Genomic DNA, 20,640 nt, shown 5'->3' with positions numbered 1-20,640 from the left:
ACAATCCTACTCGGGAAATCAGGACACTTCGCGCAACCACTGGCCGGGGCCCACGATCGGCAGTTCCATCCGGCGCAGGCAGGCCCACATCGTGAGTTGGTTCGCCGTGAGCACCGGTTTGCCGAGCGCCTCCTCCAACGGCTCGATGAGGTCGTAGGTGGGGAGGTTCGTGCAGCTGACGAAGATCGCCTGCGCGTCGGTGTGGTCGGCGGAGAGGATGCGCTCGGCGATCGTGCGGTAGCTGACCTTCCAGATGCCGCCGCCGAGGCCGAGGTGGTCGCTGGACACGGTGGTGACGCCCAGCTCGGCGAGGAAGTCGTGCAGCCGTTCGGTCAGATCGACGTCGTAGGGGGTGAGCACCGAGATCCGGTGCAGGTCCAGGCGTCGCAGCACCTCGGCGAGCGCCCCCGACGTGGTGACGGCGTCGGGCGCGCCCGCGTCGCGGATGATCTTGCGTAGCGACTTCTCGGTGTCGACCCCGCCCACGAAGCTTCCCGACGTGCACAGGTAGGCGACCACCTCCGGCTCCACGTGGAGGATGTCGCGCGTGGCCGCGGCGAGGTGCGCCGAGTTGCTGACCAGGTGGGCCATCTCCAGACTGACGGGAACGGGCTCGTAGGGCGTGCGGGCGAGGTGCAGCGAGACCTCCATGGGAACCCAGCGCCACAGCTCGCGTTCGAGGGCGAGGTCGAAGGGCGCGATCACGCCGATGCCGCGCTGAGCGAGAGGGCCGTCGAACGAAGGGATGTCAAGGGCTGCGAAATCCAAGGGTCGACCTCCGACGGCTTTTATGCATGAAGGGGCCTCCGGGGGGACTCCTCGGATTGTTGACAATCATACGACTTCCCCATACCGTGTCAACGTGAGTGGCACGGAAAGTCCGGTCGTCGCCGTGTTGTGCGGCGATCGACGGCCCCCGGACATGGACCCCGTCGAGCGGGTGGCGACCGTTCGGTACGCCGACGCGGGCGGACTCCCCGACGCCCTCCGGGGGGCCGACGTGTTGTTCGTCTACGACTTCCTGTCCCGCGCCGTTCCCGGCGCGTGGCACGCCGCCGACCGGTTGCGGTGGCTGCACATCGCCAGCGCGGGTGTCGACCCGGTGATGTTTCCCGAGCTGCGGCACAGCGACGTCGTCCTCACCAACTCCCGAGGGGTGTTCGACTCCGCGATCGCGGAGTACGTCCTGGGCGTGGTGATCGCCTTCGCCAAGGACTTCGCAGGCTCCCTGCGCCTGCAGCAGCGACGTACGTGGCGGCACCGCGAGACCGAACGCGTCGCCGGTACCTCCGCCCTCGTCGTGGGAACGGGCCCGATCGGCCGGGCGATCGCTCGCCTGCTGCGCGCCGTGGGCATGAGCGTCACCGGGGCCGGTCGGCGTGCCAGGGAGGCCGACCCCGACTTCGGGCGGGTGGTGGCGTCGGAGGAGCTCACCCGGCACCTGCCCCACTTCGACGTCGTGATCGCCGTGGCGCCCCTGACCGAGCGGACCAAGGGCATGTTCGACGCCCGCGCGTTCGCGGCGATGCGGCCGGGCGCGCGCTTCGTCAATGTCGGTCGGGGCGAGTTGGTGGTGACCTCGGACCTGATCGCGGCGCTGCGCGAAGGACACCTCGCGGGCGCGGCCCTCGACGTGTTCGAGCAGGAGCCGCTTCCCCCGGAGAGTCCGTTGTGGACGATGGAGAACGTCTTGATCTCGGCGCACATGTCCGGTGACTTCGTGGGCTGGCGCAACGCGCTCGTGGAGGTCTTCGCCGACAACTTCGCCAGGTGGCGCGAGGGCCGTCCCCTGCGCAACGTCGTGGACAAACGCCTGGGTTACGTACCCTCGACGCCGTGAGGCGCGAGCGGCCGTCACCGACGACGAGTACGAGGAGAGCCATGTCGAGAGCGTCCCCGCTGACCGCGAGCGAACTCGTCGCCGCGTACTCGTCCGGTGAGTTGTCGCCCGTCGAGGCCACCCGAGCCGCGCTCGACGTGATCACCGAACGCGACCCCGACTACCGGGCGTTCACGCTCGTCGACCCGGAGGCGGCACTCGACGCGGCCCGCGATTCCGAGGAGCGGTGGCGGGAGGGGAACCCGATCGGGTGGCTCGACGGCGTTCCCGCGTCGATCAAGGACATGTTCCTCACCCGTGGCTGGCCGACCCTGCGGGGGTCGCTGTGCATCGACCGCGACCAGGAGTGGGAGGTCGACAGCCCCGTCACCGCCCGGATGCGGGAGAACGGCCTCGTGCTGCTCGGCAAGACCACCACGCCGGAGCTGGGGTGGAAGGCCGTGACGGACAGCCCCTTGAACGGCATCACCCGCAACCCGTGGAACCCGGCGTTGACCCCCGGCGGGTCGAGTGGCGGCAGCGCGGTGGCGGTGGCCACCGGGATGGGGGAGGTGTCCGTCGGCACGGACGGCGGCGGGTCGGTGCGCATCCCCGCGGCGTTCTGCGGCGTGGTGGGTTTCAAGCCCACGGGAGGCCGTATCCCCCTGTATCCGGCGAGCCCGTTCGGTCCGCTCTCACACGCGGGGCCGATCGCTCGCTCCGTGGACGACGTGGCGCTGCTGCTCGACGTGCTCTCCGCGCCCGACCACCGCGATCCGTCGGCACTGCCGCCGCCGCCCGGTGCCTACCGCGAGGCCGTGCGTCGTGACGTACGGGGGCTGCGGGCGGCCTACTCGGCCGATCTGGGGTACGTGGACGTCGATCCGGAGATCGCGAGGGTCGTCGTGTCGGTGGTGGCGAAACTGAGCGAGGCGGGGCTAGAGGTCGAGGACGTCGATCCGGGCTTCACCGACCCGATCGAGGCGTTCGGCGTGCTGTGGTCGGCGGGGGCCGCGCAGTGGCTCGACTCGTTCCCGCCGGGTTCGGAGGAGAAGGTCGACCCCGGTCTGCGCGAGGTGTGGGAACGTGGCCGGACCTACTCCGCGCGCGACTACCTGGAGGCCACCGCCGAACGGGCCGCGTTGGGCATCCACATGGGAGAGTTCCACACGGTCTACGACGTTCTCCTCACGCCCACCGTGCCGATCGTCCCGTTCGAGGTGGGACACGACGTGCCGCCCGGCGGCGGCTACGGAAGCTGGCCCGAGTGGACGCGGTTCACCTACCCGTTCAACATGACGCAGCAGCCGGCCGTCTCCGTGCCCGCCGGGTTCACCTCCGAGGGACTGCCCGTGGGACTGCAGATCGTCGGCCCCCGGCATTCCGACGACCTGGTGCTGGCCGTGGCGAAACTCGTCGAAGAAGTCAACCCGTGGAACTGACCGGCGTGTCCGCAGGCTGCGTACGCGTGTCCGCAGCCTGCGCACGCGTGTTCGCAGTTCCCGTACGGCGGCGCGTACGAGAAGTGCGAACACGCGTCCCTAACCTGCGGACACGCGTACCTAATCTGCGGACACGCGGTTACAGCACCGCGTGTTCCAGGGACTTCAGGCCGTCCTCCAGGTGGGCGAGGAGGCGTTGGAGGTGCGGCACGCGGCGGCGGCAGCCCGTGATGCCGATGTCGAGCGTGTCGCCGCTCGTGGTCATCGTGATGTTCAGCGCCAGCCCGTCGAGCAGCACCGACGCCGGGTAGAGGCCGTCGAGGCGGGCGCCGTTCCAGTACAGGTGCGAGCGTGGGCCGGGCACGTTCGAGATCACGATGTTGAACGCCGGCCGGGTGTGCGTGACGTATCCGGGCAGCGGCGCGGCGGCGAACGGGGCGACGTTCAACGCCGACAACAGCAACGCCTGCCACGGCGACAGGTCACCGAACAGGCGTTTGCCGTTCGCCATCGACCGCCGGATCACCGCGAGCCGATCGGCGGGATCGGGCAGGTGGGTGCCGAGGTCACACAACAGCGCACCGGTGCGGTTGCCCGTGGTCGCCTCGCTCACGCGCGGGCGCAGGGACACCGGGACCATCGCCACCAGCGGCACGTCGGGCAGGGCGTCGTGGTCGAGCAGGTAGGCCCGCAACGCGGCCGAGCACATCGCCAGTGCCACGTCGTTGCGGGACACTCCCGCGGCCGAGGCGACGGCGCCGAGCCGTTCCAGCTCCCACGACTGCGCGGCGAACCGGCGGGCGCCTCCCACCGGGACGTTGAACATCGTCCTCGGCGCCCGCAGCGGCAGGGTGAGCCGGTGTTCCCGGAACGCCTCGCGAGCCACGCGGGCGGCGAGCGGTGCCATGCCGGCCAACTCCTCCAGCGCGCGACGGCCGTTCCGCAACCACGTGGACAGGTGCGGACCGGGGCGTTCCCGGTTCCGCCGTGGCTCGCGGGAGCCCCAGAAGGGAGGGCAGTCCCGCGCGTCGGGGTCGTCGGTGAGGACGCTCTGGAGATGGCGCAACGCCGACACGCCGTCCATGAGGGCGTGGTGCACCTTGGTGTAGACGGCGAATCTGCCGTCGGCGAGCCCTTCGACGAGGTGGATCTCCCACAGCGGCCGATGCCGGTCGAGCGGCGTGCTGTGCCAGCGTGACGTCACTTCGAGCAGTTCGCGGACACGTCCCGGCCGGGGTAGCGCCGAGTGCCGGAAGTGGTAGTCGAGGTCCAGCTCGGTGTCCTCGACCCAGGACAAAAACCCGCGGGTGCTCAGTGGGGTGGCGGGCCGGAGCCGGAACACGTCCCGGACGTCGGAGTCGGTGAGCAGCTCCTTCCGCAGCGACTTCAGGTAGTCGGGGCCCGTGTCCGGTGGAGGTGTGAACAGCGCGAGGCCACCGACGTGCATGGGGTGCTCCCTGGTTTCGAGGGCGAGGAACATGGAGTCGGTGACCGGCATCAGTTGCATCAGCGTTTCACTCCGTCGCCGTTCCGGTATGTTGTCGTGAGTTCCCCGCCCGCCGGTGGGGGACTAGCGTCGGTGCCATGGGCATCGAGACGGACCCGGAGACCGGGCAATTCCATCGCGCTCCCAACCGCTTCACCTCCCGCATCACCGCCGACGGCCGCGACGGATGGCCGGTCGAACCCGGCCGCTACCGCCTCGTCGTCAGTCGCGCGTGCCCGTGGGCCAGCCGGGCACTCATCGTGCGCCGACTGCTCGGGCTGGAGCACGTGCTGTCGGTCGCCGTGGCCGACCCGATCCAGGACGAACGCAGTTGGCGGTTCACCCTCGACCCCGACGGCCGTGACCCCGTGCTCGGTATCCGCTTCCTCGGCGAGGCCTACGCCAAGGCCGACCCGGAGTACTCGGGTGGCATCAGCGTGCCCGCGATCGTGGACATACCCAGCGGAAAGGTCGTGACCAACGACTACCCGCAGATCACGCTCGATCTGTCGACGGAGTGGACCGCTCACCACCGTCCCGGCGCTCCCGACCTCTATCCCGAGGCGCTGCGGGACGAGATCGACGAGGTGAACGCCGTGGTCTACGCCGATGTCAACGCGGCCGTCTACGAGGCGGGGTTCGCCACGAAGCAGAAGGCCTACGAGGAGGCCTACGATCGCCTCTTCGCCCGCCTCGACGCGTTGTCGGAACGGCTCGCCACACAGCGCTACCTGGTGGGCGACACCATCACGGAGGCGGACATCCGGCTGTTCACCACGCTCGTCCGGTTCGACGCCGTCTACCACGGCCACTTCAAGTGCAACCGCAACAAGCTCACGGAGATGCCCGTGCTGTGGGCGTACGCGCGGGATCTGTTCCAGACGCCCGGTTTCGGTGACACGGTCGACTTCGACCACATCAAGCGGCACTACTACCAGGTGCACAAGGAGATCAACCCGACCGGGATCGTGCCGAAGGGCCCCGACCTGTCGGCGTGGGCGACACCGCACGGCCGGGAGGCGCTCGGGGGGCGTCCCTTCGGCGACGGCACCCCGCCCGGCCCGCCACCGAGGGAGGAGACCCTGCCCGCCCAGTGGTGACGAAGATCGTATCCTCGCGGCGTGGCGGTGAACGGTGCGCGCAGTCTTGTGAAGACCCTGACCGAACTCGGAGTCGACACCGTCTTCGGGCTCCCCGGTGCGCACAATTTCCCGATCCGGGACGCCCTGGCCGAGCGGGGGCCCGAGGGGCTTCGCGTCATCGGCGTACGGCAGGAGCAGGCCGCGGTCCACGCCGCCGACGGCTACTCCAGGACGACGGGCTCGCTCGGTGTCGCCCTCGTGACGACGGGACCGGGCGCGGTCAACACGGTGCGTGCGGTCGAGGAGGCGAGGGCGTCGGCCTCGCCCGTGCTGGTGATCACCACGGACGTGTCCTCCGCGTCTCGGGCGGCGCGGGAGAGCGAGTGCCGGGAGGAGTTCCTCGAACCGTGGGCGAAGGCCGTCCTCACGGTGGAGCACCCGGACGAGATCGCTCCCGTGGTGCGGCGGGCGGCCGAGACCGCGCTGCGTCCCCGAAGCGGTCCCGTGTACGTCGGGGTCCCGGCGGGCTTCCTGGACGATCCCGTCACGGAAAGCTCGGACTCCGTCGGCTCGGTCGGCTCGGGGCCGCCGCCGGTGGCGGAGGAGGCTCTGAAAGAAGCGCGGGAAGCCTTGGAACAGGCTCAGCACCCCTTGATCTGGGCGGGAGGCGGAGCTCTGCGGTCGGGAGCGGGTGAGGCGATCGGCCTTCTCGCCGAGCGGCTCGCCGCGCCCATCGTCACCACGGTCGCCGCGCGCGGAATCGTGCCGCCCGACCACCCGTGCCTGGCGTCCAACCCCCTGCACGCGCCCGAGGTGGGCGTGCTGTGGGACGAGGCCGACGTCGTGCTCGCGATCGGCACCGACTTCGACGACACGATGACGCAGAACGGCAGCATGCCGCGGCCGCCGGGGCTCATCGCGGTGAACATCGATGCCGAGGAAGCGGAGAAGAACTGTCCGCCCGACCTGCTGCTGCTCGGTGACGCGCGGGAGGTCGTCGAGGAGCTGTCGCGGGGTGTCTCACCGAAACCCGGTCTCGACGAGCTCACGCGCAGGCTCGACGAGATCGAGGTACTGCTTCGCAGGCGAGTACGCAAGGAGGAGCCGCACGCCGCCGAGTTCCTGTCCGCGCTCAAGGAGACGCTGCCCGAGGACTCCGTGCTCGTCGCGGACATGTGTGCGGCGGGAAGCTGGATCGGCGGGTTCCATCGGGTGTCGGGACCGCGGCAGCTCGCCCTGCCGATGGGCTGGGGCACCACGGGCTTCGGCTTCCCCGCGTCGTTGGGGGTCGCGGCCGCGGGCGCCGTGCGCGCGGTGTGTGTGACGGGTGACGGTGGGTTCCTGCCCGGATGCTCGGAGCTGGCGACCGCCATTCAGGAGCAGCTTCCCGTCACCGTGGTGATCGTCGACGACGGCGGGTACGGCATGCTGAGCTACGACCGAGCGCACGCGGGCTTCGAGCACCACGGTGTCGAGCTCGCGACGCCCGACTTCGTGGGGCTTGCCAAGTCGTTCGGCGTCTACGCCGATCGCGTCGACGGTTTCGGGAGGGCGTTTCGGCGGCTGCTGCGTGAGTTCACTCGCTCCGACGAGCCGAACGTGCTCGTGGTGAACGGGGAGCTACGCCCGCCCCTGAACACCTCGTCCCGCTGGTATCGGCAGGAGAACACGGGGTGACCCCGCGGTGCCCCGGAAGGGATGACACATGACGAACACGGCCGAGAAGATCTTGCGGGACTTCGACACCATTGCCGTGGTGGGACTCAGCCGCGATCCCGCGAAAGCAGCGCACTCGGTGCCCGCCGCCATGCGTGACGCGGGCTTTCGGATCATCCCGGTGAACCCGGTCGCCGAACCGGGGAGCGAGCTTTTGGGGCAGACCGTGTTCCGCAGCCTCGGCGAGGCCGCGGAGGCGGGCAGGCCGATCGAGGTCGTCAACGTCTTCCGGCCTTCCCCCGAGGCCGCCGCGGTGACGCGGGACGCCGTTCGGGTCGGTGCCAAGGCGGTGTGGCTGCAGCTGGGCATCACCTCGGCCGAGGCACGCGAGTTGGCGAGCCGAGCCGGCATGCTCTACGTCGAGGACGAGTGCATGGCCGTGGTCCGGGCGCGGCTCGGCATCGTGAAGCACGCGGGATGACGTCCCGAAAAGGCTCTCCGTGACATACGTCACGGAGTAGCATCCGGGGCATGCACACCCGATGTTGACTGACACGACCGCGACGTTCGGCCGGGACGGAGCGTGGACTCGTCCGCCGGCTGCGGCTGTGGGCGCTGCTTTCGGAAAGCGTTCCGTTCTACCCCCTGTACGCGCTGTGGTTCGCCGAGGCCGGGTTGTCGGACGCCGAGATCTCTCGGTTGTTCGTGCTCTGGTCGGTGGTGGGTCTTCTCGCCGAGGTGCCCAGCGGTGCGTTGGCCGATCGGTTCTCCCGCCGGGGAGCGCTGGCGTCGGGTGGGCTGCTGCAGGCCGCCGCCTACGTGTTGTGGACCGGCTGGCCCGAGTTCCCGTCGTTCGCCCTCGGGTTCGTGCTGTGGGGGTTTGGTGGGGCCTTGCTCTCCGGAGCGGTGGAGGCGCTGTTGTACGACGGGCTGGCGGCCGTGGGCGCGACCGAGCGGTTCGGTCGGAGCTACGGGCAGCTCGACGCCCTCCGGCTGGTCGCCGACATCCCCGCCGCCGTGGCCGCCACCACGTTGTTCGCCACCGGAGGCTTGCTGTTGGTCGGCTGGGTGAGCGTCGGTGTCTGTGCGGCCTCGGCCGTGCTGGCCGCGTGCCTTCCGGAGCCGTCGAGAGCGCCGGAGCGGTCCGGGCAATCCGGACGGTCGGACGGCTGCGTCGGTGTGCTCCGCGCCGGGGTCCTCGCGGTGTTGAGCGACCCGGTGTCGCGTCGGGCCGTGGTGGTGGTGGCGTTGCTGGCGTCGCTGGACGCGGTGGAGGAGTACTTCGGGCTGCTGGCCCGTGACCGGGGCGTGCCCACGCAGTGGGTTCCGCAGGCGGTGGTGGGTATCTCGATCGCCGGAGCGCTCGGCTCCGCGTGGGCGGGGCGGCTCACGCGCGTGCGCCCGACCACACTGACGCTGTTCCTCGGTACGGCCGCCGCTGTGCTCGCCGTCACGGAGGCGTTGGGGCGGGCGGCCGGACTCGTGGGCGTAGCGGTGTTCTACGCCACCTACCGGGCCGTGCTCGTGGTGGCCAACACCCGGCTGCAGCACTGTTTTCGCGGTGACGCACGTGCCACCGCCACGTCGCTCGTCGGGCTCGGTACGGAAGTGGCGTCCATGGGGGTTTATCTCGCGTGGGCGGTGGGACGGGTGGGGGCGGTCGTCGTGTTGTCCGCGGCGATCGCGTTGGCCCTACCGCTCGGATTGCACCGCTCCGGGCACCACGGTGACCACTGTGGACCGGGGGAAACGAGAGGGAGCGTGTGCGCCGAGTGACCTCGCCGCGTCATCTCGGCGGCTTCGTGGCGGCGCTCACCGACTCGACGGACGAGGATGAGGCTCGTCACACGGAGCAACCTCGTCGATTCTCGGCGTGGAATTTCGTTGATCGAATGCGACTCTGTGTTTCCTGACGGTCTGGAGTCGTATTCGATTCCACGGTTTTGACCGCAATCGGATACGGTCAGTCAACTTTTTCGCTATGCGAACGAGATAGAGTTAAAGCCGCTCCGGGAGGATTTGAAGATCATAATTGTGCCCGAGAGTGAACGACGTCATGTTCGGACGTCTTCCCAGGTCAGAGACACACAACCCGGTGGGATAAACCGTATCCGGCTTTGTCAAACACGGTTGATCTGTGTTCCTGGTCACCGGCTAATGATTTTTGGTGTTGTCGTTTCGTAATCTCGCACAGGTCTTCGCGTTGACCGGATCTTTCCCCCGAGGGGTCACGCGAAGCGGCCGTCGGTCAAGCCCCCCGACCGGACCGGCGGTACCTCAGCGAGAAGGAGATCCACGCTCGTGGCAGACCACAAGATGTTCGAGCGCGTGAAGAAGCTGATCGCGCTTCAGGCCCCGACCCGAAACATCTCCGCGCCTGCGACGTCGCTCGGCCGGTCCGTGCGCGCCGCCGCCCGTGGCTACGCCTCGGTTGGTGTGCTCGCTCTCTTCGTCACCGGTGTGGCGAGCCCGGCCGTGATGGCGGGCACGGACGAAGAAGCGACGAGGACCGTGGCGGCCGACACCGCTGCCGTCGCCCAGCAGTACAACGCCGAGTCGGCCAAGAACGTCGTCGGCGGTGGCAAGGCGGAGAACAAGAAGGACGACTCCGCACCCGTCGGCGGTGGCGCTCCCGCCCCGAGGAGCGCCGACCCGAACGTCGCCCAGGAGGCGCCCGCCGAGGCCGAGCAGCAGGACGCCGCGGCCGAGGAGCAGCCCGAGCAACCCGCCGAGCCCGCAGCCGAGGACCAGGGTGGCGGCGGTGCCCAGCCGGCCGCGCAGACCGAGCCGGTCGACGAGCTCGACGGCTGGATCCGGACGGCGATCTCCGTCATGCAGGAGCACGGCGAGCCGGTGTCCGAAGCCGACATCCCCAGCATCCGGACCGTCATCGAGAAGGAGTCCAGCGGCGACCCCAAGGCCATCAACCTCTGGGACATCAACGCCAAGCGCGGTACTCCGTCCAAGGGTCTGATGCAGACCATCGACTCGACGTTCAACGCCTACAAGCTGCCCGGCTACGAGGACATCTACGACCCGGTGTCCAACATCATCGCCGGTACCCGGTACACGTTGAGCCGTTACGGCAGCTTCGCCGAGCACCCCGGTCTGGCCCAGATGGCCGCGGGTGGCGGCTACCGCGGTTACTGATCCCACCGCGAGACATTCGAGGTCATGCGTCGGGCCCGGCCGGTGAGTCATCGGCCGGGCCCGACGCGTGTTCGTTCTCAGCGGACGATGTTCAAAGCTGTCCGGGATACATCCCGTGCCGGGCGATGGGTTCCAGCAGTTCCCTCTCCTCGTAGGCGAAGTGGGACAACAGCGTGTCGGTGAGCAGATCGACGGCGCGCCGGAGTTCGGCGTGACCGTCGTCGGGATTCGACACGAGGCGCACCAGAGCCTTGTCCACGCCGTCGAGTACGTCGTGGATGACCCGGTGCTCGGCTTCGAGCCGGTCGAGGACCGGCGCGAGACCGTCGTCGACGGAACGCAGATGAGGGAAGATGCCCTCGTCCTCGATGGTGTGGTGCTGCGTGACGACCCGGCAGTACGACTCGCAGTAGGCGCCCATGGTCCAGTTGTTCTGGCGCAGAGCCATCTGATTGAGCTGTGACCGCGCCGTGCCGACCTCCATCGTGCCCCGCTCGACCTGGTCCACGAGGTCGCGGAGCTGGCGTAGTTCCGTACGAAGCTCGTTGTGGACGTCCACGAGGTGCTGACTGACCGCGCGACCCCGAGGACTGGGCGGGGTGTCGTCCGAGGGACGCGGTGCCGTGGGACGGGTGCTTTCGTCCCACGGCATCTTCTCGCCGTACCGGGTTCCGTCGTCGAGGGTGTCGGCGCGAGACTCCGTGGGGCGAGAAGGCTCGGGCGGCACGGTGGTGGCCGTCCCGTTCCCGGACCCGACGAGATCCCGCACCTCCGGAGCGATCGTGCGACCGAACTCCGTGATGACGTCCGCATCGTCGGTGCTGAGGATGAAGGTGGACACGCCGTACTCCAGGGCGAGCTCGGCCAACGCCCGTGGATCGCGATCGTCCGGGCCGATGTTGAGCCAGCGCCGGATGTCGCTCGGCTTCCGTCCCGCCTCGATCGCCGCCTCGTCGACGAGGTCGTTCATCCCGGAGAGATCCTCCGGATTCGAGAGCCGGAACAGCGACGGCAGCCACCCGTCGGCGACGCGCCCCACGAGCTTCAGCATCCGTGGTTTGTACGCGCCGAGGACGATCGGGACGCGGTGGGCCGGGGCGGGGCCGCGTTTCGCGCCGACGATCCGGTAGTGCTCGCCGTGGTGTCGCACGCCGCCGCGTTGGGAGGTGTCCCAGAGCTGCCGAATGACGGTGACGGCCTCCTCCAGCGCGACCACGGACTCTCCGGGAGTGAGTCGTTTGGCTCCCATCGCCTCGATCGCGTCCCAGAATCCGCCCGCGCCGAGGCCGAGTTCCAGCCGGCCCCCACTGAGGAGGTCGAGGCTCGCGGCTGCTTGAGCGAGCACGGCGGGAGGTCGTAACGGCAGGTTCGCCACGTTGGGCGCGAGCAGTATCCGCTCGGTGCGGGCGGCGACGAAGGACAGCAGCGTCCACGTGTCGAGGAACGCGGGTTGGTACGGGTGGTCCTGGAACGTGACGAGGTCGAGCCCTTCCCGCTCGCTGAGCTGGGCGAGGCGCACCACGCGTTCCGGGTCCCCGGAGGCCGGAGTGAGGAACGTGCCGAATCGGAGGTTGTGTCCGTAGTCACGCATAGCGACTCCTTTTGGTTGAGCGCTCAATCATATCTTCCTAACGCCGTGGTGTCGGCCGTTCTTCCGCCGGGCATCCCCTGTAATCCGAATGGAGGAGGCGGGATGACCTACGGCAGGCAGGTGCGGCACGAGCTACGGGAACCCACCCGAGCCCTACGGAGCGTGATTCCCGACGTGTACGAGGGCTACGCGCGGTTGCACGCCGCGGCGATGCAGCCGGGCGCCCTCGACGTTCGGACGAAGGAGCTCATCGCGTTGGCCGTCGCGGTGAGCGAGCAGTGCGACGGCTGTATCGCCGCGCATGCCCAGGCGGCCGTGCACCACGGTGCGACACCGAGGGAGGCTGCGGAGGCGATCGGCGTGACGTTCCTGATGAAGGGCGGGCCCGCCACGGTCCACGGGGCCAGGGCGTACGCGGCGTTCTGCGAGTACCACGAGGAAAAGACCGGGCGCCGTGTCACGTGAACGGCTCGGATTCCCCGTGGCCGCGCGGCTTTCCTCGGGGGAACGGTTCGAACCGACTTTCCCGAGTGTCTACACGCGAGTGTCGGTCCCCATCTCCGGCGGCGAGAGTGAAGGCGGGGCTGAGTTGGGAGGATCTTGCGTTGTGAGGTGAAAATTTTCGAAACTCTTATTGACTATGAGACAAGATCACTGCAGGATGCCGGGCGTGCGACGAACCCTGCACGACGCACTCATCCTGCGGAGGCGCAATGCGTAGACGGATCGGGTATGTGCTCGCTGTCGTGGCGCTCGTCCTCGGAGGTGCCGTGGTGACGGGCGTGATGACGCCCAGCATCGCGGCGGCCGACGAGTGCTACACGTGGAACCGCGTGCTTCAGCGCGGTATGAGCGGCAGTGACGTGAGGGAACTGCAGATCCGGGTGGCCGGTTGGGTCGCCTCGGGCGAGAACCTCGCCATCGACGGCGAGTACGGCCCCGCCACCGAGGCGGCGGTCAAGCGATTCCAAAGTGGATACGGGCTGACGCCCGACGGCGTGGCCGGTACCCAGACCTTCAACAAGATCTACGAGCTCCAGGACGCCGACTGCACGCCGATCCACTTCGACCACTCGGAGTTCAACTACAACTGCGGCGCCCGTAACTACGAAGGCGGCAAGGTTCCCGCGGCCACGGCGCGGGAGAACATGCGCCGGGTCATGTGGCAGCTCGAAGCGCTGCGCCACAAGCTCGGCGACCGTCCTTTGGTGGTCACCTCCGGTTTCCGCAGCGTCTCGTGCAACGCGTCCGTGGGTGGGTCGTCCACCAGCCTGCACATGTACGGGCAGGCTGCCGACCTCGGACTGAGCAGTGGTCCCAGCCAGTGCCAGATGTGGAACGGCGGAAAGTCGGCGGGCTTCGAGGAGCTCCTCGGGCCGGGCTATCCGGGCCACAACGACCACGTGCACGTGGGTAACAAGGCGAGCCGATTCTGGAGCGCCCCGAACTGCTGAGTCGCTACGCCGTGTGATCGCCGGTCGCGAGGGTGGGCCGGCGACCACACGGTTTCTCGTCTTCGCCGCCGGTTGGCGGCACGTGACCGGGCCGGAGCGCGTCCCGCTCGGTCTCGGTGAGGAAGTCGTGGGGAACCACGAGGGAGAACTCGCTGTCGTCGGTGAGTTCGCGTAGTGCCGTCTCGGGCGGTGCGGGGGTGGACGCCTTCGCCGTGCGGGGTGATGTGATCCGTTCGGTCTTCCGGGCTCGCCACCGACCGGCTGGTCGCGGGGAGTCGCGTCGTGCGCCTCGCCGTGGTGGGCGCCGTGCCGGGGCCGGGAACGCGACCGGCGGACGAGCCGGCCGAGCGATCCCGCCGGTGTGATCAGTCGTTCGTCTGCAACCCGCTGACGGCGGCCGTCAGTCGTTCGCGGGCCTCGGCGTCCGCTTCGGTCACTTCGGTTGCGCTCGTGTGCAGTTTCCCGGCGACGTCCGTGGTGCGTTCGATTACCGTGACGAGTTCCGTCCGCCAGGTGTCGGTACAAGCGGCCAACGCGCTGCTGGTCCGCCAACCGGGATGTGCGGTGGCGGCGGCGTCACTGGAGGCGAACAGCGAGCTGATGTTCGTCTTCGCCGTTTCCGCGATGTCCGCGAGACGCTCGGCGGTGTTGTGAACACCGGGCGGGTTCATTCGGATGTCCGGTGGTGCCAACGGGGGCCTCCTCGGTTGCGATTGATCGTGTCGGTCGGTTCAGATCCAGTCGGGATGCGGCCGGACGATGATCGGGGTGTCCTCACCGCTGTAGATGTTGTTGAAGGCCTGCCGGTCGGTGAGGCTGAGGTTGGTGTGTTCCCCGGTGTGCTGCGTGTACATGATCTCGCCGTCCGGTGTGATGGCCGTGACCACCGCGGCATGGTGTATTCCTTCGGTGTTTTCGAAGTAGATGATGTCGCCGGGCATCGCCTCGGCCGGGGACACGGTTTCGCCGCCGTGACTCAACATGTAGTCGTGGTGGTTCCGGGCCGCGGCCCAGGAAGCGCTTTGCTGCTGTTTGTCCAGCTCGTTGAGGCCGGGTATCCCCCAATGATCGTGATCCTGCGACCAGTCGTCCTCGTCGTACGGGGTGATGCCGTCGGCGTTCTCGGGCACCCCACCGCCTTCGTGCATGGCGTAGGAGACGAAGTTCGTGCAGTTCGCCATGCCGGGAATGTTGCGGTACTCGGTCTCCCCGTACTGTTGAGCCCACCGAACCATCTCGACCCGGTTCATACCGTCGTTCCCGATGAGTTCCCGTTTCACGGTGTCCGGAATCCCGGCCATGTCGTGAAGCTCGACCGGAGCGGCTCGCATGTACTCGCGTTGCTGTTCGGGATTCAGGGAGTGCCACCACGCTGTTTGTTCTTCGGCGCTCTCGTCGAGCGGCATGCTCTCTTTGATCATTTCCAAGGTGGCGAGACCCGCTGCTTTGACGGGGCCGTTGAGCACCGTTTCGGCGATCTCGTCCTCACTCATGACCGTGTCGATGCTTGCCTGTCGCACCAGGTCGTACAGCGCCGTCCGGGCCTCCTCGTCGATTCGGGTCGCGGCCGTGAGCGCGTCGATGACGAGTTCGTTGGCACGGGCGGCCTGTTCGGCGGCACGGGGATCGTCGTTGCCGGGCGGAACGGTGACGTGACCGTCGTCGGAGACGGACAACCCGGCTCCGGTGGCGAAGTCCACGGCGGATTCGAGGTTCCGCTTGACCATCCGCACGGCATCGGCGAACCCGTCCAGCACGGTCAGGACGCCTCGGCTCGCGAGCGCGGCGATGTGGTAGTCCTGAGCGATCTTTTGACATTCCGCGCGGGCTTGCTCGCCGAGTTCGTCCGTCCAGTTGTCTTCGAGGCCGTCGGCGTCGCTTTCGTAGATGTCGTCCGCGGCGGTCTCGGCTTCCTTGGCGACGACGAGCCAGTCGTCGGCCGCCGTCGCGAACATGTCCGGGTTGACGTCCCGGAGCTGCTGGTAGGTGATCATGTAGTGGATGGTGGGGCCGAGTCGCCAATCGGCCAAGGTCATGTGGAGGCCAAACCTGGCCGGTTGTGCTGACCTGCGAGAACGTCGACTTGTGGCCTGCTCCGTCACCGGGCCGGAGAGCCGCTGACGTTCTTGGTGGCCGGGCTGCCACGGAAGGCGGTGGCGAGGTCACGGGGAGAAAGCCATGACACGAGACTCGCTCTCTCCGAGTCCTCAGCTTCCGGCCGCACGGACCCGCGGTATGTGACACGAACGTGTCCTGAGAATGATTTCGGCTGAGGCGAGAGACGCTGTGATCTGGGCGCCCTCGGCAGGATTCGAACCTGCGACACCTGCCTCCGGAGGGCAGTGCTCTATCCACTGAGCTACGAGGGCCCATCGCGTGTGCGACGAGTGAAGCTTAGCGCATGCCCCGTGAGGCCGTGTCGGTGGGTCGGTTTCCGGGGTCTCCGGGTTTCGTCGCCGGGGAGGCCGGGAAGCTTCGACGGCGGTGGAAGGCGCTGGTGAGAGCCGTCGCGCCATTCTTGAACTCATGCGCATGTAACTATATGTTCGAGGTCGGCACGGCTGGAGGAAGGCAAGGCGATGGGACACGGACACGGACACGGGCACCTGCCTCCGCGGAGTGCCAGCGCATCCGGGCGCTATGTCACGAGCCTGACGGTCGCGCTCGTGCTCGGCGCGGTCGTCATGGTCGTCGAGGCCGGTGTGGGCTTCGCGACGTCGTCGTTGGCGCTCATCTCCGATGCCGGCCACATGTTCACCGACGTGCTCGGTGTCGGTATGGCGCTCGTCGCCGTCCACCTCGCCGGCCGCAGCGGTCCCACGTTCACGCGCACGTTCGGCATGTACCGCGCCGAGGTGTTGGCCGCGCTCGCCAACGCCGTGTTGTTGTTCGGGGTCGCCGGATACGTCGTCTACGAGGCGATCCAGCGGCTCACCGACCCGCCCGAGGTGCCCGGCCTCCCCGTCTTGGTGGTGGCGGCGCTCGGCCTGGTGGCGAACGTGATCGCCTTCCTGCTGCTGCGTCGGGGGGCCGACGAGAGCCTCAACGTGCGCGGGGCCTACCTGGAGGTGCTCGCCGATCTCGTCGGCTCGATCGGCGTTCTCGTCAGTGGAGCGCTCACCCTCACCACCGGCTGGCGCTACGCCGACCCGATCATCGGTGTGGCCATCGGCGTGTTCGTGCTGCCCCGCACCGTCGTGCTCGCCCGCCGCGCGTTGCGCATCCTCTTCCAGCACGCGCCCCGTGGCATCGACGTGGAGGCGCTCAACAGTGACCTGCACGAACTGCCGGGTGTCGAGGACGTCCACGACCTGCACGTCTGGACACTAACCTCCGGCATGGAGGTCGCCTCGGCGCATCTCACCGTGGAGTCCGACACCGACTCGGCCGAGGTGCTCTCCTCGGCGCAACGACTGCTGTCTTCGCGCTACGCGATCGAGCACGCCACGCTCCAGGTGGAGCCGAGGGAGTCGGCCCGCCGCTGCGAGCAACTGCGTTGGTGACCCTCACGGGAACGGCAGCGGCTCCGCGCCGCGTTCGGCCAGCATGCCGCGCATCGTGTCCATCTCGGCGCCCTGCGAGACGAGCATGCTCCTGGCCAGCGTCCGTACCGCCTGCTCGGACGCGTGGTCGTAGCCGTACTGGGCCATGTCGACACCGCCCTGGTGGTGGCGCAGCATGAGCTGGAGGAAGTAGACGTCCAGCTCCTCGCCCGAGAGCGAGCGCAACTTGGCCAACTCCTCCTCGCTGGCCATGCCGGGCATCAGGCCCCCGTCGGAGGTCGCGGTGGCGTTCGAGCCGTGTCCGTGCCCGTGTCCTCCCGACATCCACTGCATCGGCTCACCCAGCGGCTCCTCGGGCTGCCCCCACAGCATGAGCCAGCCCTTCATCCGCCCCACCTGTTCGAGCTGCACACTCGCGATGTCGAACGCGAGCTGCTTGATCGCGGGGTCGTCGCTGTGGTCGCGGGCCCAGTTGGCCATCGTGACGGCCTGAAGGTGGTGCCGCGACATGTCCTGGGCGAATCCGACATCGACCGAACCGGCTCGTGGCGAGGCGGCGGGCGTGTCGTCTCCCGAACGGTTCTGCCCGATGACCAGCCCGATCGTGGCGCCGATCAACAACGCCGCGAGTGCCGCGGCACCGAAGATCACCACACGGGACCAGGTGGGCGGCGCACTGCGGGCTTCCGGCTCGTCGGGTACTACGTCCGGCTCGGGCTGCTCCTGCGCCGCCATCACTCAGCCCTCGCTCGGAGTCGAGGATTCCGACTGCTGCTGCTGTTCCTGATTCTGCGGCGCCTGGGTGCCCATGTCCTCGTCCGGGGCGCCCGCGCTGCCCTTGTAGTCCATCGGCTTGGCGTCGGGGCCGGGCGGCTCGGGGTTGAACGGCGGCGGGTTGTCCGGGTCGAACATGCCGGGTCCCAACGCGTCACAGGAGGCGCCGATCTCCGGATAGGTGTTCGGGTTGCGACGCAGGGCGGCGATGAACTGGTCGATGCGCTCGTCCGTGACGCTGTCGAGTTTGAGCTGGTGGCCCCACGACTGCAGCGAGATGGGCGAGTCGAGGCCGGGATACGGCGACATCATCATGAACGGCTTGCCCTCGACCCGCAGTTTGAGCTGCTCCAGGTCCTCGCCCTTGATCCGGTCGGGGTCGTAGGTGATCCACACCGCACCGTGTTCGAGCGAGTGGACCATGTTCTCGGTCCGTACCGCCTCCGGGTAGACGACGCCGTTGCACGCGGCCCAGTAACCGTCGTGCGGGCCGCCGAACGGCGGGGTCTTGTCGTAGGCGACGCGTTCGTCGGGCAGCACGTGGGCGCCACCCTCGTACCCCTGCCGTACGACACCGTCGATCTTCTCGGAGGGGTCGGGGTTGTTCTCGTCGGGCGCGAAGCTGGCGGCGGCCTCTTCCCGTTCGCGCTGGGCGCGCTGGTCGCTGGAGGCCACGTAGTAGTAACCGAACACGCCGGCGGCGAGGAGAACGATGGCTACGACCGCGGCGATGGTGCCCCAGGGAGTCTGCTTCCCGGCGACCACCGAACTCCGAGCCGCGGCGACGCGGCCCTTCTTCTTCGAGGGGCCCTTCTTCTGCTTTCCGTTGGCCATGGCTCCTGTCGATTCGTCCGGCGACGGTTACCCGCTCTGAAGTGTAGTGATACTACCGGCGACCGGTGTCAACCTCGGACGCCGTCGGACTTACACTCGCCTCGTGACTCCCGCCGCTCTTGCTGAACTCGTTCGTAAGTCCGCCGCCCAGATCTTCTCCGATCGTGGGCTCGACCACAGCATCCTGCCCGAGCGGGTGACAGTGGAGCGACCTCGTAACCCCGAGCACGGCGACTACGCGACGAACCTCGCGCTCCAGGTGGCGAAGAAGGCCGGGTTGCAGCCCCGAGAGTTCGCGCAGGAACTCGCCGATGTGATCTCCGACTCACCGAGCATCGACTCGGCCGAGGTCGCGGGCCCCGGCTTCCTCAACTTCCGCCTCGCCGCCTCCGCGCAGGGGGAGATCGTGTGGCAGGTGCTGCGGGAAGGAAAGAACTACGGCCGCGGCACCGCCTACGAGGGACGTCGGATCAACCTGGAGTTCGTGTCGGCCAACCCGACCGGCCCCATCCACCTCGGTGGCACGCGCTGGGCCGCCGTCGGTGACGCGCTGGGCAGGTTGCTGGCCGCGCAGGGGGCCGAGGTCACGCGCGAGTACTACTTCAACGACGCGGGCGCGCAGATCGACCGGTTCGTCCGTTCGCTGATCGCCGCCGCGAAGGGCGAGCCCGTGCCCGAGGACGGGTACGCGGGCACGTACGTGAACGACATCGCCGCGCAGGTGCTGCGCGAGGAGCCGAACGCGCTGTCCCTGCCGGAGGACGAGTGCCACGAGACGTTCCGTCGGATCGGCGTGGGGCTCATGTTCGAGGAGATCAAGAAGAGCCTGCACGAGTTCGGTACCGACTTCGACGTGTTCTTCCACGAGGACTCGCTGCACACCTCGGGCGCGGTGGCCTCGGTGGTGGAGGAGCTCAAGGCCAACGGCAGCCTGTACTTCGCCGACAACGCCTGGTGGTTGCGCTCCACCGAGCACGGTGACGACAAGGACCGGGTGGTCATCAAGTCCGACGGCGCGCCCGCCTACATCGCGGGTGACATCGCCTACCTGCGGGACAAGATCAACCGCGGTTTCGACCTGTGCATCTACATGCTGGGCGCCGACCACCACGGCTACATCGCGCGGCTCAAGGCCGCCGCGGCGGCGATGGGACACAGCCCCGACACCGTCGAGGTGATGATCGGGCAGCTCGTGAACCTCGTCAGCGGTGGCAAGCCGGTGCGGATGAGCAAGCGCGCCGGCACGGTCGTCACGATGGAGGACTTGGTCGAGGCCGTCGGCGTGGACGCCGCCCGCTACGAGTTGTCCCGGTACTCCGTCGACTCCACCCTGGACGTGGACCTGGACCTGTTGCGCAAGCGCACCAACGACAACCCGGTCTTCTACGTCCAGTACGCGCACGCCAGGTTGGCGTCCCTGCAGCGCAACGCGGCCGAGCAGAACCTCGAACTGCGTTCCGACGCGGACGTCAGCCTGCTGACCCACCCGAGGGAGGGCGACCTGATCAGGACGATCGGTGAGTTCCCCTCGGTGTTGAAGAAGGCGGCCGAGCTGCGGGAACCGCACCGCGTCGCACGGTATCTGGAGTCGTTGGCGTCGGCCTACCACAAGTTCTACGACGCCGCTCGGGTCCTGCCCCAGGGTGACGAGGAGCCCACCCCGCTCACGTACGCCCGACTGGCCCTGTGCGAGGCCGCCCGTCAGGTGCTCGCCAACGGGCTGTCACTGCTCGGAGTGTCCGCACCGGAGCGGATGTAGCAGAGCGTTGCGCCTCCTCGACGAGCGCAGGCGTCGAGGAGGTGGCCAACTGCAAGCCCCGGCGGCGTCATCGCCGTGCGGGAACGCCGT

18 protein-coding genes and 1 tRNA gene are annotated in these 20,640 nt (G+C 68.5%); 11 read left to right on the top strand and 8 right to left on the bottom strand.

All coding sequences use genetic code 11. The features are described 5' to 3' along the window. Nucleotides 1-18 precede the first annotated feature (18 nt). Nucleotides 19-768, bottom strand: a complete 750-nt coding sequence (locus tag SACGLDRAFT_RS16425) for a maleate cis-trans isomerase family protein (RefSeq protein ID WP_005465986.1) — start codon at nucleotides 766-768, stop codon at nucleotides 19-21. 154 nt (nucleotides 769-922) lie between these two features. On the opposite strand from SACGLDRAFT_RS16425, the gene SACGLDRAFT_RS16420 reads away from it, so the two are divergent. Together SACGLDRAFT_RS16420 and SACGLDRAFT_RS16415 are read left to right on the top strand one after the other, a co-directional pair. Further along, the gene (locus tag SACGLDRAFT_RS16420) at nucleotides 923-1,840 is read left to right on the top strand and encodes a D-2-hydroxyacid dehydrogenase (protein WP_408640260.1); all 918 of its coding nucleotides are present in this window, start codon (nucleotides 923-925) and stop codon (nucleotides 1,838-1,840) included. 41 nt (nucleotides 1,841-1,881) lie between these two features. After that, nucleotides 1,882-3,261 (top strand): amidase, encoded by a 1,380-nt coding sequence (locus tag SACGLDRAFT_RS16415; RefSeq protein ID WP_005465984.1) that lies wholly within the window; start codon nucleotides 1,882-1,884, stop codon nucleotides 3,259-3,261. Between the two features lie 139 nt (nucleotides 3,262-3,400). Here SACGLDRAFT_RS16415 and SACGLDRAFT_RS16410 read toward each other — a convergent pair whose 3' ends face one another. Then, on the bottom strand, nucleotides 3,401-4,768 hold the full coding sequence (locus tag SACGLDRAFT_RS16410; RefSeq protein WP_005465983.1) for a WS/DGAT/MGAT family O-acyltransferase: 1,368 nt from the start codon (nucleotides 4,766-4,768) through the stop codon (nucleotides 3,401-3,403). Between the two features lie 77 nt (nucleotides 4,769-4,845). On the opposite strand from SACGLDRAFT_RS16410, the gene SACGLDRAFT_RS16405 reads away from it, so the two are divergent. From SACGLDRAFT_RS16405 to SACGLDRAFT_RS16385, 5 genes are all read left to right on the top strand, one after another. Beyond that, nucleotides 4,846-5,847, top strand: a complete 1,002-nt coding sequence (locus SACGLDRAFT_RS16405) for a glutathione S-transferase family protein (protein ID WP_005465982.1) — start codon at nucleotides 4,846-4,848, stop codon at nucleotides 5,845-5,847. Nucleotides 5,848-5,868: 21 nt separating this feature from the next. Beyond that, nucleotides 5,869-7,506: a thiamine pyrophosphate-binding protein gene (locus SACGLDRAFT_RS16400; protein ID WP_005465981.1), complete on the top strand. Its 1,638-nt coding sequence runs from the start codon at nucleotides 5,869-5,871 to the stop codon at nucleotides 7,504-7,506. Between the two features lie 28 nt (nucleotides 7,507-7,534). Further along, nucleotides 7,535-7,966, top strand: a complete 432-nt coding sequence (locus SACGLDRAFT_RS16395; RefSeq protein ID WP_005465979.1) for a CoA-binding protein — start codon at nucleotides 7,535-7,537, stop codon at nucleotides 7,964-7,966. A 125-nt stretch (nucleotides 7,967-8,091) separates the two neighbouring features. Next, the gene (locus SACGLDRAFT_RS16390; RefSeq protein WP_157608940.1) at nucleotides 8,092-9,261 is read left to right on the top strand and encodes an MFS transporter; all 1,170 of its coding nucleotides are present in this window, start codon (nucleotides 8,092-8,094) and stop codon (nucleotides 9,259-9,261) included. 525 nt (nucleotides 9,262-9,786) lie between these two features. Then, entirely contained in the window at nucleotides 9,787-10,635 is an 849-nt protein-coding gene (locus tag SACGLDRAFT_RS16385) for a transglycosylase SLT domain-containing protein (protein WP_005465977.1), read from the top strand. A 91-nt stretch (nucleotides 10,636-10,726) separates the two neighbouring features. Here SACGLDRAFT_RS16385 and SACGLDRAFT_RS16380 read toward each other — a convergent pair whose 3' ends face one another. Further along, the gene (locus SACGLDRAFT_RS16380) at nucleotides 10,727-12,226 is read right to left on the bottom strand and encodes an LLM class flavin-dependent oxidoreductase (protein ID WP_005465976.1); all 1,500 of its coding nucleotides are present in this window, start codon (nucleotides 12,224-12,226) and stop codon (nucleotides 10,727-10,729) included. A gap of 102 nt (nucleotides 12,227-12,328) precedes the next feature. Between SACGLDRAFT_RS16380 and SACGLDRAFT_RS16375 the strand changes: the two genes are divergently transcribed. Both SACGLDRAFT_RS16375 and SACGLDRAFT_RS16370 read left to right on the top strand, forming a co-directional pair. Then, nucleotides 12,329-12,691 (top strand): carboxymuconolactone decarboxylase family protein, encoded by a 363-nt coding sequence (locus SACGLDRAFT_RS16375; protein WP_005465975.1) that lies wholly within the window; start codon nucleotides 12,329-12,331, stop codon nucleotides 12,689-12,691. 248 nt (nucleotides 12,692-12,939) lie between these two features. Further along, the gene (locus tag SACGLDRAFT_RS16370) at nucleotides 12,940-13,680 is read left to right on the top strand and encodes a M15 family metallopeptidase (protein ID WP_005465974.1); all 741 of its coding nucleotides are present in this window, start codon (nucleotides 12,940-12,942) and stop codon (nucleotides 13,678-13,680) included. Nucleotides 13,681-14,045: 365 nt separating this feature from the next. On the opposite strand, the gene SACGLDRAFT_RS16365 is transcribed toward SACGLDRAFT_RS16370, so the two are convergent. The 3 genes from SACGLDRAFT_RS16365 to SACGLDRAFT_RS16355 all read right to left on the bottom strand — a co-directional run bounded on the left by SACGLDRAFT_RS16365 (nucleotide 14,046) and on the right by SACGLDRAFT_RS16355 (nucleotide 16,049). Continuing rightward, nucleotides 14,046-14,372, bottom strand: coding sequence for a hypothetical protein (locus SACGLDRAFT_RS16365; RefSeq protein WP_005465973.1), 327 nt, complete (start codon nucleotides 14,370-14,372; stop codon nucleotides 14,046-14,048). A gap of 39 nt (nucleotides 14,373-14,411) precedes the next feature. Further along, nucleotides 14,412-15,716, bottom strand: a complete 1,305-nt coding sequence (locus SACGLDRAFT_RS16360; RefSeq protein ID WP_005465972.1) for an amidase domain-containing protein — start codon at nucleotides 15,714-15,716, stop codon at nucleotides 14,412-14,414. A gap of 260 nt (nucleotides 15,717-15,976) precedes the next feature. Beyond that, nucleotides 15,977-16,049, bottom strand: a tRNA-Arg gene (locus SACGLDRAFT_RS16355). Between the two features lie 210 nt (nucleotides 16,050-16,259). On the opposite strand from SACGLDRAFT_RS16355, the gene SACGLDRAFT_RS16350 reads away from it, so the two are divergent. Further along, on the top strand, nucleotides 16,260-17,183 hold the full coding sequence (locus SACGLDRAFT_RS16350) for a cation diffusion facilitator family transporter (protein WP_005465971.1): 924 nt from the start codon (nucleotides 16,260-16,262) through the stop codon (nucleotides 17,181-17,183). Nucleotides 17,184-17,186: 3 nt separating this feature from the next. Here SACGLDRAFT_RS16350 and SACGLDRAFT_RS16345 read toward each other — a convergent pair whose 3' ends face one another. Both SACGLDRAFT_RS16345 and SACGLDRAFT_RS16340 read right to left on the bottom strand, forming a co-directional pair. Continuing rightward, a complete protein-coding gene (locus tag SACGLDRAFT_RS16345) occupies nucleotides 17,187-17,918 on the bottom strand; it encodes a DUF305 domain-containing protein (protein WP_005465970.1) in 732 nt (243 codons plus the stop codon). 3 nt (nucleotides 17,919-17,921) lie between these two features. Further along, nucleotides 17,922-18,791: a DUF3105 domain-containing protein gene (locus SACGLDRAFT_RS16340; RefSeq protein WP_005465969.1), complete on the bottom strand. Its 870-nt coding sequence runs from the start codon at nucleotides 18,789-18,791 to the stop codon at nucleotides 17,922-17,924. 103 nt (nucleotides 18,792-18,894) lie between these two features. Here SACGLDRAFT_RS16340 and argS point away from each other — a divergent pair, with 103 nt between their 5' ends. Continuing rightward, nucleotides 18,895-20,550, top strand: a complete 1,656-nt coding sequence (argS, locus tag SACGLDRAFT_RS16335; protein WP_005465968.1) for an arginine--tRNA ligase — start codon at nucleotides 18,895-18,897, stop codon at nucleotides 20,548-20,550. Nucleotides 20,551-20,640: the final 90 nt, after the last annotated feature.

This window comes from Saccharomonospora glauca K62, from assembly GCF_000243395.2.
GTDB classification, from domain to species: domain Bacteria; phylum Actinomycetota; class Actinomycetes; order Mycobacteriales; family Pseudonocardiaceae; genus Saccharomonospora; species Saccharomonospora glauca.
The sequence above is the reverse complement of the archived record's forward strand: the minus strand, read 5'-3'. Positions and strand labels throughout refer to the sequence as shown.

Bases quoted from the DNA above. Each gene is read 5' to 3' on its own strand.
- SACGLDRAFT_RS16420 (WP_408640260.1), top strand. From the start codon at position 923: ATGGACCCCGTCGAGCGGGTGGCGACCGTTCGGTACGCCGACGCGGGC.
- SACGLDRAFT_RS16415 (WP_005465984.1), top strand. From the start codon at position 1,882: ATGTCGAGAGCGTCCCCGCTGACCGCGAGCGAACTCGTCGCCGCGTAC.
- SACGLDRAFT_RS16410 (WP_005465983.1), bottom strand. From the start codon at position 4,768: ATGCAACTGATGCCGGTCACCGACTCCATGTTCCTCGCCCTCGAAACC.
- SACGLDRAFT_RS16405 (WP_005465982.1), top strand. From the start codon at position 4,846: ATGGGCATCGAGACGGACCCGGAGACCGGGCAATTCCATCGCGCTCCC.
- SACGLDRAFT_RS16395 (WP_005465979.1), top strand. From the start codon at position 7,535: ATGACGAACACGGCCGAGAAGATCTTGCGGGACTTCGACACCATTGCC.
- SACGLDRAFT_RS16380 (WP_005465976.1), bottom strand. From the start codon at position 12,226: ATGCGTGACTACGGACACAACCTCCGATTCGGCACGTTCCTCACTCCG.
- SACGLDRAFT_RS16375 (WP_005465975.1), top strand. From the start codon at position 12,329: ATGACCTACGGCAGGCAGGTGCGGCACGAGCTACGGGAACCCACCCGA.
- SACGLDRAFT_RS16370 (WP_005465974.1), top strand. From the start codon at position 12,940: ATGCGTAGACGGATCGGGTATGTGCTCGCTGTCGTGGCGCTCGTCCTC.
- SACGLDRAFT_RS16360 (WP_005465972.1), bottom strand. From the start codon at position 15,716: ATGACCTTGGCCGATTGGCGACTCGGCCCCACCATCCACTACATGATC.
- SACGLDRAFT_RS16350 (WP_005465971.1), top strand. From the start codon at position 16,260: ATGGGACACGGACACGGACACGGGCACCTGCCTCCGCGGAGTGCCAGC.
- SACGLDRAFT_RS16345 (WP_005465970.1), bottom strand. From the start codon at position 17,918: ATGGCGGCGCAGGAGCAGCCCGAGCCGGACGTAGTACCCGACGAGCCG.
- SACGLDRAFT_RS16340 (WP_005465969.1), bottom strand. From the start codon at position 18,791: ATGGCCAACGGAAAGCAGAAGAAGGGCCCCTCGAAGAAGAAGGGCCGC.